The sequence below is a fragment of the Ottowia sp. genome, assembly GCF_035325765.1.
Taxonomy (GTDB): domain Bacteria; phylum Pseudomonadota; class Gammaproteobacteria; order Burkholderiales; family Burkholderiaceae_C; genus Ottowia.
Genome location: NZ_DAOKZG010000013.1, coordinates 1 through 14,495, shown reverse-complemented (window position 1 = coordinate 14,495; position 14,495 = coordinate 1). Strand labels below are relative to the sequence as shown.

The window sequence follows — 14,495 nt, the reverse complement described above, 5'->3', positions numbered from 1 at the left end:
CCGCCCGTCAACCTCAGTCTTCGATCATCCTCATGAGCACTCCCCGTTTTCCCATCATCGGCCTCGTCGGCACAGGTGCCATGGGCCGTGGCATCGCACAGATCGCGGCCCAGGCTGGCAGCACCGTGCGCCTGTTCGACAACCAGCCCGAAGCGGTGGCCAGGGCGCAGGCCGCGCTCGGCGAGCAATGGGACAAGCTGGTGGCCAAGGGCCGCATCACGGCCGAAGCGGCCGCGACGCACAAGAGCCGCCTGCAGGCGGCGGCCCGGCTCTCCGACCTCGCCGACTGCGCGCTGGTGGTCGAGGCCATCGTCGAACGCCTCGACGTCAAGCAAGGCCTGTTCGCCGAACTGGAGGGCATCGTGCGGCCGGACGCGGTGCTCGCCACCAACACCTCGTCGCTTTCGGTCACGGCGATTGCCGCGGGCCTGAAGCAGCCGCAGCGGCTTGCCGGCTACCATTTCTTCAACCCGGTGCCGCTGATGAAGGTGGTCGAGGTCATCGCCGGACTGAAGACCGACCCGGCCGTGTGCGAGCAGCTCGCCGAGTACGCGCGCCAGATGGGCCACACCCCGGTGCGCGCGGGTGACACGCCCGGCTTCATCGTCAACCATGCGGGGCGCGGCTATGGCACGGAAGCGCTGCGCATCGCGGGCGAGGGCGTGGCCGACTTCGCCACCATCGACCGCATCCTGAAGGACCAGGTCGGCTTTCGCCTCGGCCCGTTCGAGCTGTTCGACCTCACGGCACTCGACGTCTCGCACCCGGTGATGGAGTCGATCTACCGCCAGTACTACGACGAACCGCGCTACCGCCCGAGCGTGATCACGGCGCAGCGCCTGGCCGGTGGCGTGCTCGGGCGCAAGGCGGGCGAAGGCTTCTACCGCTACGACGGCGGCGCCGCGCAGATGCCCGCCGAGCCGCCCGTGCCCCAGGTCGACGAACTGCCGCCGGTCTGGGTCTCGACGCGCGCCGCGCGGCGCGCCGAGCTGCTGCAACTGCTGAAGGACCTGGGGGCGCGGATCGAGACCGGCCAGTCGCCCTCGCCCAACGCGCTCACCCTGGTCGCGCCGCTCGGTTTCGACGTCACCACGGTGGCCGTGGTCGAGCGGCTCGACCCGGCGCGCACGCTCGGCATCGACCTGCTGGTGGAGGACGCCGCGACCCGGCGCCGCGTGCTCGCGACCAACCCGGCGACGCGCCGCGACATGGCGCAGGCCGCGCACGCCCTGTTCGCGCGCGACGGCAAGGCCGTGAGCGTGATCCGCGATTCGGGCGGCTTCGTCACCCAGCGCGTGGTCGCCACCATCGTCAACATCGCCGCCGACATCTGCCAGCAGCGCGTGTGCACGCCGCGGGACCTGGAGACCGCCGTCACCCTCGGCCTGGGCTACCCGCTCGGGCCCCTGGCCATGGGCGACCACTGGGGCCCGGCCAACGTGCTGGAAGTGCTGTTCAACCTGCAGACCGTCTACGGCGACCCGCGCTACCGTCCCAGTCCCTGGCTGCGTCGCCGCGGCGCCATCGGCCTGTCGCTGCTGCACGAGGAAGCGTGAATAGGGACAGCCGGACGCGAAGGACGCGAGAGAGACGACCCAATGACTCTCTCTGTTTGTATTTTTTCGCGTCCTTCGCGCATTCTTGGCATCCTTCGCGTCCGGCTGTTCCAACCCCCGCACACCGACCACCCCCATGACCGCCGAACTGCGCAGCACCTTTGATGCCAGCACCATGGTGCTGACCATCGCCAACCCCGAGCACCGCAACGCGCTCGGGCCCGAGATCTACGCGGCCGGGGTCGAGGCGCTGAACGCCGCCGACAGCAACCCCGAGGTGCGCTGCGTGGTGTTGACCGGCGAGGGTGGTACCTTTTGCGCCGGCGGCAACCTGCAGCGCCTGCAGGCCAACCGGCAGCAGCCACCCGAGGTGCAGGCGCGCAGCATCGAGGGCCTGCACGACTGGATCGAGGCGATCCGCGCCTTTCCCAAGCCGGTCATTGCCGCCGTCGAAGGCGCTGCCGCCGGGGCCGGTTTCTCGCTCGCGCTGGCCTGCGACCTGATCGTCGCCGCACGCGGCGCCATCTTCGTCATGGCCTACAGCAGCGTGGCGCTGTCGCCCGACGGCGGCGGCAGCTGGAGCCTGGCGCGCGCCCTGCCGCGCCAGCTCGCGGCCGAGCTGCTGCTGGGCGGCGAGCGCATCGGCGCCGAGCGGCTGCAGCAGCTCGGCGTGGTCGGCCGCGTGTGCGAACCCGGCACCGCCCTGGACACGGCCCTGCGCTGGGCGGCGCAACTGGGCGCGCGCGCGCCCAACGCGCTGGCCAGCATCAAGGAGCTGATCGGCGAAGCCGCCGGCAACGACCTGCACCAGCAACTCGCGCTGGAGCGCGACCACTTCGTGCGCAACCTGCACCACGCCAACGCCGGCATCGGCATTGCCGCCTTCCTGCACAAGCAGGTGCCGCGCTATGAATGACGGATGACGGAGCCGCTGCGCGGCTTCCATGGCGAATGCATGGTCGCGCGCGCCATCGGCGCTTCGTCATTGGTCATCCGTCCCGCGCGTGACAATCGAAACCAGCACAGTCACCCAAAAGACAGCCCATGGACGAACCCATTCTTACCATGGAGGAACGCGAGGCGATCAACTCCGGTCGCTGGTTTTCCTCTCTCTCCCCTTCGCTGCGGCACGACATCCTCCGATGCGCCTTCGTCAAACGCTACCAGGACGGCGAGCTGATCTCCGCGCGCGGCGATCCGCCCGACCTCTGGGTGGCCTGCGCCAAGGGTGCCGTGCGGGTCAGCTCGACCACCTTGATGGGCAAGCAGATCACGCTCACCTACGTCGAGCCGGGGATCTGGTTCGGCGACATCGCGATGTTCGACGGCCAGCGGCGCACGCACGACACCTATGCGCATGGCGCCACCACCCTGATGTGCGTGGCCCGTGCCGACTTCCAGAAGATCCTGGCGCAGCACGCCGAGCTGTACGAGGCCCTGCTCAAGCTCCATGCGCGGCGCCTGCGCCTGCTGTTCGACCAGGTCGAGGACCTGAGCACGCTGCCGCTGCGCGGCCGCCTGGCCAAGCAGCTCGCGCACCTGGTGCGCAGCTACGGCGTGCCCGCCCTGTCGGCGGACGACGAGATCCGCATCTCGCTGCAGCTCGCGCAGGAGGAGCTGGCGCAACTGCTGGGCGCCTCGCGCCAGCGCGTCAACCAGGAACTCAAGACGATGGAGCGCGAGGGCGTGCTGCGCGTCGAACCCACCGGACTGGTGATCTGCGACCGGCAGGCACTGCTGCGCATCGGGCAGGGCGAGGAGTGAGGACGCCATGAGCAATACCAGCGAGCAATTCGTGGGCACGCGCCCGGTTTCCGCCGCGCACGCATTCGACGTCGCGGCCCTGACGGCCTGGCTGCAGCAGCACGTGGCGGGCTTTGCCGGCCCGCTCACGGTGGAGCTGTTCAAGGGCGGCCAGTCCAACCCCACCTACAAGCTGATCACGCCGGGGCGCACCTACGTCATGCGCGCCAAGCCCGGGCCGGTCGCCAAGCTGCTGCCCTCGGCGCACGCGATCGAGCGCGAATTCGCCGTCATGACCGGCCTGGCCGGCACCGACGTGCCGGTGGCACGCATGGAGGCGCTGTGCGAGGACGAATCGGTGATCGGCCGCGCCTTCTACATCATGGAGTTCGTGCAGGGCCGCGTGCTGTGGGAGCAGTCGCTGCCCGGCATGAGCCCGGCCGAGCGCGCCGCCATCTACGACGAGATGAACCGCGTCATCGCCGCCCTGCACAAGGTCGACTATGCGGCACGCGGCCTGGCGCACTACGGCAAGCCGGGCAACTACTTCGAGCGCCAGATCGGGCGCTGGAGCAAGCAGTACGTCGCTTCGGTGACGCAGCCCATCGCCGAGATGGACCGTCTGATCGAATGGCTGCCGGCGCACATCCCGGCCAGCGCGCGCAGCGAGCTCACGGCCATCGTGCACGGCGACTACCGGCTCGACAACCTGATGTTCCACCCGACCGAGCCGCGCATCCTCGCCGTGCTCGACTGGGAGCTCTCGACGCTCGGCCACCCGCTGGCCGACTTCAGCTACCACTGCATGTCCTGGCACATCGACGCCGAGCTGTTCCGCGGCATCGGCGGGCTCGATCTGGCCAGCCTGGGCATTCCGAGCGAGCAGGAGTACGTGCGCCGCTACTGCGAGCGCACCGGCTTTGCCACGCCCGAGCAACTGGCGCCCGACTGGAACTTCTACCTCGCCTACAACATGTTCCGCATCGCCGCCATCCTGCAGGGCATCGCCAAGCGGGTGGAGGACGGCACCGCCTCCAGCGACCAGGCGCGCGCCGCCGGCGCGCGCGCGCGCCCCATGGCCGAACTGGGCTGGAAATTCGCGCAACGCGCCGCGTGACTCCACCCGCGCCGGCGACTTTTTCATCGTGACAAGGAGAACTCCATGGACTTCGACTACAGCCCCAAGGTGAAGGACATGCAGGCCAGGCTGCTGGCCTTCATGGACGAGCACATCTATCCCAACGAAGTCGCGGTGGAACGCGAGGTCGCGGAAAACCGCGCCAAGGGCAACCCCTGGGTGCCCGTGAAGATCATCGAGCAGCTCAAGCCCAAGGCCCGCCAGCAGGGCCTGTGGAACCTGTTCCTGCCGCAGTCGCCGCGCGCCCCCGAGGGCCTGTCCAACCTCGAATACGCGCCGCTGTCGGAGATCATGGGCCGCGTCTACTGGGCTTCCGAGGTGTTCAACTGCTCGGCCCCCGACACCGGCAACATGGAGACCATCGAACGCTACGGCTCCGAAGCCAACAAGGACGAGTGGCTCGAGCCGCTGCTGCGCGGCGAGATCCGCTCGGCCTTCCTGATGACCGAGCCGGCCGTGGCCTCGTCGGATGCCACCAACATCGAATGCTCGATGCGCCGCGACGGCGACCACTACGTCATCAACGGCCGCAAGTGGTGGTCCTCGGGTGCCGGTGATCCGCGCTGCGCCGTCTACATCGTGATGGGCAAGACCGATCCCGAGGCGCCACGCCACTCGCAGCAGTCGATGATCCTGGTGCCGGCCAACACGCCGGGCATCAAGGTGATCCGCCACCTGTCCGTGTACGGCTACGACCACGCACCCCACGGCCACATGGAAATCGAGCTCAAGGACGTGCGCGTGCCGGTCGGCAACCTGCTGCTGGGCGAGGGGCGCGGCTTCGAGATCGCACAGGGTCGCCTGGGCCCGGGCCGCATCCACCACTGCATGCGCACCATCGGCGCTGCCGAACGCGCGCTCGAGCTGATGTGCCGGCGCCTGAACAGCCGCGTCGCCTTCGGGCGCCGCATCTCCGAGCAGGGCGTGTGGCGCGAGCGCATCGCCGAGTCGCGCTGCATGATCGACCAGGCACGCCTGCTGACGCTCAAGGCGGCCTACATGATGGACACCGTGGGCAACAAGGTGGCCAAGGCCGAGATCGCCATGATCAAGGTGATCGCCCCGACCATGGCGCTCCAGGTCGTGGACTGGGCGATCCAGGCGCACGGCGGCTGCGGCGTCACCGACGACACGCCGCTGGCCGGCATGTGGGCCGGCCTGCGCACGCTGCGCTTTGCCGACGGCCCGGACGAGGTGCACCGCAACGCCATCGCCAAGCTGGAGCTGGGCAAGTACGCCTGAAAAGGCGGCGCGGCGAACGCCCGGCGGCACGCACTGCCGGGGGCTTGCGGTGGCCAGCCAGACTCATAAAATAGTTAACAAGCAGTCTTTTCGCGTTCAGGAACTGACGCATGACGCCGGCGCGCGCCGGCGCGGCGAGTGACCCGCTGGTCATCGAAGCACAGCGAAGTCATCCTTCATCCGTCATTCGAACGCGAGGTCGCACGAAAGCCCGCCGCGTCTGGCCTCGCAGCCCGTGCGCGGTGGTGGTTACCCCAGCGGCACGGAGGCTGGCATGGCGATTGACGGCAAGACCCTCGGGCTCGCGCTTTCGGGCGGCGGCTACCGCGCCACCCTGTTCGGCCTGGGCTCGCTCTGGCGCCTCAGCGACGCCGGCCTGCTCGGCCGGCTCGACCGCATCACCAGCGTCTCGGGCGGCTCCATCCTCGCCGGCATCCTGGCGCACGGCTGGCCCCGCCTGCAGTTCACGGACGGCCGCGCGAACAACTTCGTCGAAGTCGTGGTCGAGCCGACCCGGCGCTTCTGTGGCCAGACCATCGACATCGGCGCGGGCCTGGCCGGCCTGCTCACGCCGTTCAAGACCGCGGGCGACTTCCTGGCCGACCGCTACGCGAAGGATCTGTTCGGCGACACCACCCTCAAACAGCTGCCCACCGCTGCCAGCGGCGCTCCGTTTTTCACCTACTACGCCACCAATCTGCAGACCGGACGCAGCTTCCGCTTCCGCCAGGACATGGTGGCCGACTACATGCTGGGCGTCTCGTCCACCATCGACGTGCCGCTGGCGTTCGCCGTTGCCGCCTCGAGCGCCTTCCCGCCGCTGTTCTCGCCCATCATCCTGAAGACCGACCCCGCCGCCTGGCGCGAGGGCGACGCACCCGCCAGCCAGATCGACGCCCTGCGCCGGCGCATCGTGCTGGCCGACGGCGGCATCTACGACAACATGGGGCTGGAGTCGCTGCTCAACGGCGTCGACATCGTGCTGGTCAGCGACGCCGGCGCCCCCTTCGAGCTCCAGGAAAGCCCGCACGAGGACAACGTGCTGCAGCTCGGCCGCGTGCGCGACATCCTGATCGACCAGACGCGCGCCCTGCGCAAGCGCTGGCTGGTGGGCGAGTTCGTGGCCGGACGCAAGCGCGGCGCCTACTGGGGCATCGGCACCCGCATCGGCGCCTACGGCAGCGCCGGCATGACGCAGGACACGTCCGTCAGCGACGCCCTGGAGCACGTGCCGACGCGGCTCAAGGCCTTGGACCCCCGGCGCCAGGGCCAGTTGATCAACTGGGGCTACGCCCTGTGCGACATCGCCCTGCGCACGCGCGCCGGCCTGCCGCTGGCGATGGCGACGAGCCGGCCCGTCCCCGAGGCGGCGCTGTGAGGCGCTGACGCAGACCCGCCCAGGCCACGCCCCCCAGGAGGCCCGCCATGAACCGCGATTACCTGATCGAGTGGAGCCTGGAGCTGGACGACGACGCGTACGCCCAGGCGCTGGCGGCGCTGGGGGCCCTGGCGGCACTGGCGCCCGCGCGCCTGGCATCGGCGTGCACGGCGAACACGAAATGGCAGGGTCCCCAACTGGCGCGCCTGCTGGACGAAGCCATCGAAGCCGGCACCCGCATCCTGCCCTGGCAAGTCCCGACCACGATCGCGCGCACCGGGCAGCCGGCGCTGCGGCTGCTCGAGCCCGGGACCAGCCGGCCGGTCCGCCGTGCCGCCCCGCCGGCGGCGCTGCTGGCCAGCCTCTGGCAGGACCGACGACCCAGCCTCAGGCCACGCCTCGCCGTGCGCGCCACACCGTCCAGCGCTGGCGCCGCCATGGCGCTGGCCCGGGTGCTGGCGGCGCCCGCCGTCCGGGCCGAGGGCGTCTTCATCGACCAGCGCCTGCACGGCGAGGGCCAGGTGCAGTGGCGCTGGCCCTTCACGGTCGCCAGCCTGCCCGGCGATCCCCTGGCCGCGGGCCTGCACGCCAGCCTGAACCGGCCGCGCGAGCAAGAACTCTGGCCCTACCGCCACGCGCTCGCCTCGCGCGAGGCCGCGCGCTTCGAGATCCTGCTGCTCGGCACGCCCCTGGCCGATGCGCTGGCGCGGGTGCTCGCCAGCCCGCTGGCGCTGCGCTGCGGGCTGGTGCTCGTGGCCGGTCTCGGCAGCGAGGCGCCCGGGCCGGCCCTACCGCTGGCGCTGGCGCTGGCCGAACGCCTGTCGGCGGGCGGCGTCGCCCTCGTCGATGCACCCCCCGACGCTGCCGACTTCGCCCGCGCCATCGACAACTTCGCCGTGGGATTGACGCACAACCTGTCGCTCGACGTCGCCCTGCTGCGGACCTTCGGCACACGCCAGCTGCTGCTCGCCGACCGGCGCCTGCTGACCCGTGCGCAGGTCGATGCAGCAATCACGCAAGCGACCCAGCGCCTGCGGCGGCTGCCCCCCGATGCCGCGGTGATGCTGTCGCCGGACGCATTCGACAGGCTGGGCGTGCCGCCCGGAGTCATGACGGCCGCCAAGCCACCGCCGGCGACCGGGGCCGCGCCGCCCGAGGCCGCGATGGCCGCCCGGCCGGCGGAACTGGCCGAAGCCGTCGCGGCGGCACGGCCGGACTACCCCTATGAGCACGAAAAGGCGCAGGCCTCGGCCGTGGCGGAGCTCGAGTCGCAGCTCCGCACGCACGAGCGCGCGGCCCGCGGCCAGGCCGGCGCGCCGCGCTACGTGCAGCAGCGCAGCTTCTGCAAGCAGGATGGGCGCTTTCGCGAGGAGCGCCAGCGCTACGTGGTCGGCCGGCCGGTGCTGCTGGACCTCTTCATCGGGCCGCTGCGCGCCGACAGCGTGGCGGCACCCGAGGCTTTCCCCGAACACAAGCTGCCGCGGAGCCGGGACCCGCATCGCTTGCAGCTCGTCCTGCACGAGCCGCGCCAGTTCGACCAGCCGCAGTTGCGCGAGATCAGCCTGCCCCGCCAGGGCGACAGCAGCACGGCGCGCTTCGTCTTCACGCCGCGCGCGCCCGGCCCCTTCAACGCGCGCGTCACCGTGCTGCACCGCGGCCGCGTGCTGCAGACCGTGCTGCTGCGCACCCTGGTCACTGCCGCCGTCGCCGCGCCCACGGGCGCCGAGCCCGGCATCACGCTGGCGGTCGAGGCCCAGGTGCACCGCGACTGGTCCGACCTGGGCAGCCGCCGCCAGTTCGACCTGGCGATGGTGCTCAACCACACGCCCGCGGGCGAGCCCATGGCCACCGGCGTCGCCGGCGGCCAGGCCTGGGCGGTCAGCCTGGGCGACGTGAAGGCGCTGGTCGCCGAGCTCAACGACCAGATCTCCAAGGTGGGCAAGACCGCGGCCGACTACGGCGACGGGCTCGACCAGGGCAAGACCCCGGAGCTGCTGCATCGCCTGGCGCGCATCGGCCGCGCGCTCTACAACCGGCTCTATGGCGACCAGCGCGGCCGCAACACCAGCGAGTGGCTGCGCGCGGGCGATGCCGTGCAATACCTGCAGCTGGTCAGCGTCCACGCCGACGCGCTGGTGCCGCTGGAGTTCATCTACGACTTCGAGGTGCCGCCCAGCACCGCCCCCAGCGTGGTGTGCCCGCAGCATCGCGAGGCGCTGCGCGACGGCTGCTGCCCCGCCGGCTGCGCGCGCGCCGCGGCGCCCACCGACTACGTGTGTCCGATGGGCTTCTGGGGCCTGAAGAAGGTGATCGAACGCCAGCACCATGGCACCCACGTCGCGGCACCGGCAGGCGCCCAGGCGATGGTGCAGACCGAGGCGGTGCACGGTCGCGACCAGCTCGACCTGTCCAGCGGCGCCCTCGTCGGCCACTCCACCAAGGTCGCGGCCGGCGACATGAAGAAGCTGATGGCCCTGCTCAAGCAGCGCTTCGGCCCGGCCGTGGCGCTGGCCGACGACTGGAAGCAGTGGAGCACCGAGATCAGCGCGCGCCGGCCGGCACTGCTGGTGGCGTTCGCGCACAACGAGGGTCAGGGCATCGATGCCATGCTCGAGATGGGCGGCCAGATGCTCGACACGCTCAACGTCGGCCCGCTCTCCGGCTACGTCCGGCCGGCCGACGACAGCCCGGCGCCCGTGCTGCTGCTGATCGGCTGCGATGTCGTGGGCACCGCGCAGGACTATTCCAGCCACGTCCCCTACTTCCGCGAGGGCGGCGCTGCCGTCGTGGTCACGACCATCGCCGAAGTGCTGAACCGCCACGCGGTCGCGGTCGGCGAAGTGATGGTGCGCACCCTGCTGGACCAGCAGCCCGGCGCCCCCGACCGCATCGGCGAACGCGTGCGCAACGCCAAGCGCGCCGCCCTGCTGAAGAAGATGCCGATGGCGCTGTGCGTCGTGGCCTTTGGCGACGCGGACTGGAAGTTGTGACCCACCCCCGTGCCTCCACTCGCTGCGCGATGTTGCGGCTCCCCCTCAAGGGGGTGCAGCCTGTGGCCAGGGAGACCCCGGCCACGGCTGCTGCCGGCATGGCCTGCTCCGCGGCCCTTCGAGTCGGTGCGTCGCGGACGCTGGGATAAGCGAGGGTGGAATGACGAGGCTTCCCTTTGAGCACCGCCCCGCCGCCCGAAGGTGCGAAGGCCGGCACCCCATGACAGACTGACAGGGGAGGACCCCCCAATGGCCAAGCCCTTCCTGCGCGTCGAGATGCTGCCCGCCCTGCATGGCGACTGCCTGCTGGTCGAGTGGGGCGACGGCCGGCGCACCCGGCGCATGCTGATCGACGGCGGCCCCATCGGCGCCTTCAAGAACCTGCAGGCGCGCCTGGCCGCCCTGCCGGATGGCGACCGGGGCTTCGAGCTCATGGTCCTGACCCACGTGGACACCGACCACATCGACGGCCTGGTGCGCCTGTTCGCCCAGCCCAAGCCCTGGCCCTTCGTGGTCGACGACGTCTGGTTCAACGGCTGGCACCACCTGCAGGAGGCCCACGGCATGCTGGGCGGCAAGCAGGGCGAATACTTCAGCGCGCTGCTGGACCGGCGCCTGGGGCCGGGCGGCTGGAATCGCGCCTTCGGCGGCAAGGTGGTGGTGGTGCCCCAGACCGGCGAGCTGCCGACCGTTCGGCTCGCGGGCGGCATGACCCTCACCCTGCTGTCGCCCACGCCGCAGAAGCTCAGCGACATGCGCGCCGCCTGGGAAAAGCAGCTCGGCGACAGCATGAAACCCGGCGAGCTCGACGCCGCCTGGGAACTCCTTGCCGGCCAGAAGCGCTACCTGCCCACCGAAGGCCTGCTCGGCACCACGCCGGAACTCGAGGCCCTGCTGGAGCAGCAGTCCCGCCCGGACAACGCCAAGGCCAACGGCTCCAGCATCGCCTTCCTCGCCGAATGCGCCGGCAAGAGCTGCCTGTTCCTGGCCGACGCCCACCCCGACGCCGTCTGCGCCTCGCTCCAGCGCCTGCTCGCCGCGCGCGGTCTCGAGCGCCTGGCCGTGGATGCCGTCAAGGTCGCGCACCACGGCAGCAAGAGCAACACCACCGACGCGCTGATGGCGCTGATCGAGAGCCCGCGCTTCCTGTTCAGCAGCAACGGCGCCCAGTTCCAGCACCCCGACCGCGAGGCCGTGCAGCGCGTCATCGCGCGCTCGGTGCACCCCCGGCCCCGGCTCTACTTCAACTACGCCAGCGACTTCAACCGCGAATGGCGCTCCAGCAAGCTGCAGCGCGAGCTCGACTACCGCGCCACCTACGCCCGCGGCGACGACGCGCCGCTGGTGGTCCGGTTGTAGCAGCAAGGGGCGGCCCCGCACGGTAGAATGCGACCCTCGTCGGAGCGTAGCGCAGCCTGGTAGCGCATCTGCTTTGGGAGCAGGAGGTCGCGAGTTCGAATCCCGCCGCTCCGACCATTTCCAGCACCATCGAGAGGCCCGCGCGCAACGCCGGGCCTCGCCTGTTTCGGCTGCCCGTAGCTCAACTGGATAGAGCAGCTGCCTTCTAAGCAGCAGGTCGGGGGTTCGAGTCCCTCCGGGCAGGCCAGATCAGCATCTCACACGATACCGCGTCATCTCAAGACCCGCGTGTTTCCTGGCATCGCCGATTTTCTTTTGCCCCCATTCCATTCGCGCGACTGGGGGCAAGGCGCAGTCATCGCGCAACCGCGGCTGCTGGCCGTCCTTCCAGGTGTTGCGTGATGGCCGGTGGCAAGTTCCATCCTGTAACCTTCACGCTTTCGGGGCACGATGACGCCCTATTGGCCGATTCACCCATGTTTGAACAGACCTTCAAGAACATCGACGACATCCTGCGCAAGGATGCCGGCTGCTCCAGCGAGCTGGACTACACCGAGCAGTCGTCCTGGCTGCTGTTCCTCAAATACCTCGACGCGCTGGAGGCCGACAAGGCCACCGAGGCGGCGCTCGAGGGCCGGCGCTACGACCACATCCTCGATGCCCGCTACCGCTGGCAGGCCTGGGCCGCGCCGAAGACCGCCGACGGCAGACTGGACTACCACGCCGCCATGACAGGCGACGACCTGATCGAGTTCGTCAACCGCCAGCTGTTTCCCTACCTCGCCGGCTTCAAGCAGCGCGCCAGCAGCCCGCACAGCATCGAATACAAGATCGGCGAAGTCTTCGGCGAGATCAAGAACAAGCTGCAGAGCGGCTACAACCTGCGCGACGTGATCGACCTGGTGGACGTGCTGCGCTTTGGCTCGCAGACCGAAAAGCACGAGCTCTCGCACCTGTACGAGGCCAAGATCAGGAACATGGGCAACGCCGGGCGCAACGGCGGCGAGTACTACACCCCGCGCCCGCTGATCCGCGCCATGATCCAGGTGACCAGGCCACGCATCGGCGAGCGCATCTACGACGGCGCGGCCGGCTCTGCGGGCTTCCTGTGCGAGGCCTACAGCCACCTGAGCACCCTGCCGGGGCTTTCCACCAGTGACCTGCACACGCTGCAGACCCGCACCTTCTACGGCAAGGAGAAGAAGCCGCTGGCCTACGTGATCGGCATCATGAACATGATCCTGCACGGCATCGAGGCGCCCAACATCGTCCACACCAACACCCTGGGCGAGAACATCAACGACATCCAGGAAAAGGACCGCTACGACGTCATCCTGGCCAACCCACCCTTCGGCGGCAAGGAACGCGCCGAGGTGCAGCAGAACTTCCCGATCAAGACGGGCGAGACGGCCTTTCTGTTCCTGCAGCACTTCATCAAGAGCCTGAAGGCCGGCGGGCGCGCGGCCATCGTCATCAAGAACACCTTCCTGTCCAACACCGACAACGCCAGCACCAGCCTGCGCAAGCTCCTGCTGGAGAGCTGCAATCTGCACACCGTGCTGGACTGCCCCGGCGGCACTTTCCAGGGCGCGGGCGTGAAGACCGTGGTGCTGTTCTTCGAGAAAGGCGCGCCCACGCGCAAGGTTTGGTACTACCAGCTCGACCCCGGCCGCAATCTGGGCAAGACCAATCCGCTCAGCGACGACGACCTGGCCGAGTTCGTGAAACTGCAGGCCAGCTTTGCCGACTCGCCCAGGAGTTGGACGCTGGATGCGGCCAGCATCGACACCGGGAGCTACGACCTATCCGTCACGAACCCCAACGGCGGCGATGCCGTGGCGCTGCGCAGCCCGCAGGAAATCCTGGACGAGATTGCGGCGCTGGATGCGGAGAGTGCGGAGGTGCTGGGTCGGATACGGGAGTTGGTGGCGTGATGAAAGGGTGGGAGGTACAGCCTCTGGGGGTAGTTTGCCGCATCGACAAGAACCAAGGCCATTACGCGGCCCTGCCTTACGTTGGACTGGAGCACATTGAATCCGGGACAGGGAGGCTTCTCGGTACCGCTGCAGGTGACAGTGTCAAAAGTACGACCTTCAGCTTTTCAGCAGAGCATGTTCTGTACGGTCGTTTACGCCCATATTTGAATAAGGTTCTATTGCCTGATTTTGCAGGGCATTGCTCCACAGAAATATTTCCATTAATGCCTTCCGAGCAATTGGATCGGCGGTTTTTGTTCTACTGGCTGACCTCGGAATCAGTGGTCAAAGCAATTGATGCTACGTCCACCGGCGCGAGAATGCCTCGTGCAAACATGGATAAGGTGCTGAAGCTTGCGGTACCTCTTCCTTCCCTTGCTGAACAACGCCGCATCGTCGCCATCCTTGATGAAGCCTTCGATGCCATCGCTACAGTCAAGGTCAATACCGAGAAAAACCTGAACAATGTCCGCGCTGTGTTTGAAACCTATTTGCAGGAGGTCTTTTCGCAGCGAGGTGAAGGCTGGGTGGAGAAGCGCCTTGACCAACTTTATCATATTGGCTCCAGTAAAAGAGTATTGAAATCGCAATGGAGAACGCAGGGCGTTCCGTTTTATCGTGGACGAGAAATAACAAAATTGTCGACTCGCGGTTTTGTTGATAATGATTTGTTTATATCTGACGAGTTATTTATGGAACTTTCAAAACAATCTGGCGTTCCGCGTGCAAACGATATAATGATTACTGCAATTGGAACAATAGGGAATTCATACATTGTTCAGGAAGGCGACAGATTTTATTTTAAGGATGCAAGCGTCCTATGGATGAAACGGACCACCAATGTGGATAGTCTATTCGTAGACCTCTGGCTCAAATCGCCGAAATTTTTCGAGCAATTGGATCGTGGAAATGGCGCCACCGTCGATACGTTGACAATACAAAAACTTCAAAGCGTCAGACTTTATCTTCCGTCGAAAGAGATGCAACAGCGCATTGCTTCCAATCTCATTGGCATGCGCGAAAAAACCAAGCACCTTGAATCTCTCTACCAAGAGAAGCTAACTGCCCTCGACGAACTCAAAAAATCCCTCCTGCACCAGGCCTTCACCGGCC

At 68.1% G+C, this 14,495-nt stretch carries 10 protein-coding genes and 2 tRNA genes; all 12 read left to right on the top strand.

Annotation, left to right across the window (positions count from 1 at the left end; all coding sequences use genetic code 11):
- Nucleotides 1-32: 32 nt before the first annotated feature.
- Nucleotides 33-1,556, top strand: coding sequence for a 3-hydroxyacyl-CoA dehydrogenase (locus PKA16_RS06550; protein WP_324401596.1), 1,524 nt, complete (start codon nt 33-35; stop codon nt 1,554-1,556).
- Nucleotides 1,557-1,692: 136 nt separating this feature from the next.
- On the top strand, nt 1,693-2,472 hold the full coding sequence (locus PKA16_RS06545; protein ID WP_324401594.1) for an enoyl-CoA hydratase: 780 nt from the start codon (nt 1,693-1,695) through the stop codon (nt 2,470-2,472).
- A 128-nt stretch (nt 2,473-2,600) separates the two neighbouring features.
- Complete coding sequence (locus tag PKA16_RS06540) at nt 2,601-3,320, top strand: Crp/Fnr family transcriptional regulator (protein ID WP_324401592.1); 720 nt, start codon at nt 2,601-2,603, stop codon at nt 3,318-3,320.
- Nucleotides 3,321-3,327: 7 nt separating this feature from the next.
- Nucleotides 3,328-4,416: a phosphotransferase gene (locus PKA16_RS06535; RefSeq protein ID WP_324401590.1), complete on the top strand. Its 1,089-nt coding sequence runs from the start codon at nt 3,328-3,330 to the stop codon at nt 4,414-4,416.
- Between the two features lie 45 nt (nt 4,417-4,461).
- Entirely contained in the window at nt 4,462-5,679 is a 1,218-nt protein-coding gene (locus PKA16_RS06530) for an acyl-CoA dehydrogenase family protein (protein WP_324401588.1), read from the top strand.
- Between the two features lie 274 nt (nt 5,680-5,953).
- On the top strand, nt 5,954-7,057 hold the full coding sequence (locus PKA16_RS06525; protein WP_324401586.1) for a patatin-like phospholipase family protein: 1,104 nt from the start codon (nt 5,954-5,956) through the stop codon (nt 7,055-7,057).
- Between the two features lie 47 nt (nt 7,058-7,104).
- Complete coding sequence (locus PKA16_RS06520; protein WP_324401584.1) at nt 7,105-10,047, top strand: hypothetical protein; 2,943 nt, start codon at nt 7,105-7,107, stop codon at nt 10,045-10,047.
- A 249-nt stretch (nt 10,048-10,296) separates the two neighbouring features.
- Nucleotides 10,297-11,406, top strand: coding sequence for a hypothetical protein (locus PKA16_RS06515; protein ID WP_324401582.1), 1,110 nt, complete (start codon nt 10,297-10,299; stop codon nt 11,404-11,406).
- A gap of 40 nt (nt 11,407-11,446) precedes the next feature.
- Nucleotides 11,447-11,523, top strand: a tRNA-Pro gene (locus PKA16_RS06510).
- Nucleotides 11,524-11,576: 53 nt separating this feature from the next.
- Nucleotides 11,577-11,653 (top strand) — tRNA-Arg (locus PKA16_RS06505).
- Nucleotides 11,654-11,882: 229 nt separating this feature from the next.
- Complete coding sequence (locus PKA16_RS06500; RefSeq protein WP_324401580.1) at nt 11,883-13,340, top strand: N-6 DNA methylase; 1,458 nt, start codon at nt 11,883-11,885, stop codon at nt 13,338-13,340.
- On the top strand, nt 13,340-14,495 hold a 1,156-nt coding region (locus PKA16_RS06495; RefSeq protein WP_324401579.1), incomplete at its 3' end, for a restriction endonuclease subunit S. The genes PKA16_RS06500 and PKA16_RS06495, both read left to right, overlap by 1 nt.

What these genes read in the sequence shown, in the direction of transcription:
- PKA16_RS06550 (WP_324401596.1), top strand. Translation starts at nt 33, where the DNA reads ATGAGCACTCCCCGTTTTCCCATCATCGGCCTCGTCGGCACAGGTGCC.
- PKA16_RS06545 (WP_324401594.1), top strand. Translation starts at nt 1,693, where the DNA reads ATGACCGCCGAACTGCGCAGCACCTTTGATGCCAGCACCATGGTGCTG.
- PKA16_RS06540 (WP_324401592.1), top strand. Translation starts at nt 2,601, where the DNA reads ATGGACGAACCCATTCTTACCATGGAGGAACGCGAGGCGATCAACTCC.
- PKA16_RS06535 (WP_324401590.1), top strand. Translation starts at nt 3,328, where the DNA reads ATGAGCAATACCAGCGAGCAATTCGTGGGCACGCGCCCGGTTTCCGCC.
- PKA16_RS06530 (WP_324401588.1), top strand. Translation starts at nt 4,462, where the DNA reads ATGGACTTCGACTACAGCCCCAAGGTGAAGGACATGCAGGCCAGGCTG.
- PKA16_RS06525 (WP_324401586.1), top strand. Translation starts at nt 5,954, where the DNA reads ATGGCGATTGACGGCAAGACCCTCGGGCTCGCGCTTTCGGGCGGCGGC.
- PKA16_RS06520 (WP_324401584.1), top strand. Translation starts at nt 7,105, where the DNA reads ATGAACCGCGATTACCTGATCGAGTGGAGCCTGGAGCTGGACGACGAC.
- PKA16_RS06515 (WP_324401582.1), top strand. Translation starts at nt 10,297, where the DNA reads ATGGCCAAGCCCTTCCTGCGCGTCGAGATGCTGCCCGCCCTGCATGGC.
- PKA16_RS06500 (WP_324401580.1), top strand. Translation starts at nt 11,883, where the DNA reads ATGTTTGAACAGACCTTCAAGAACATCGACGACATCCTGCGCAAGGAT.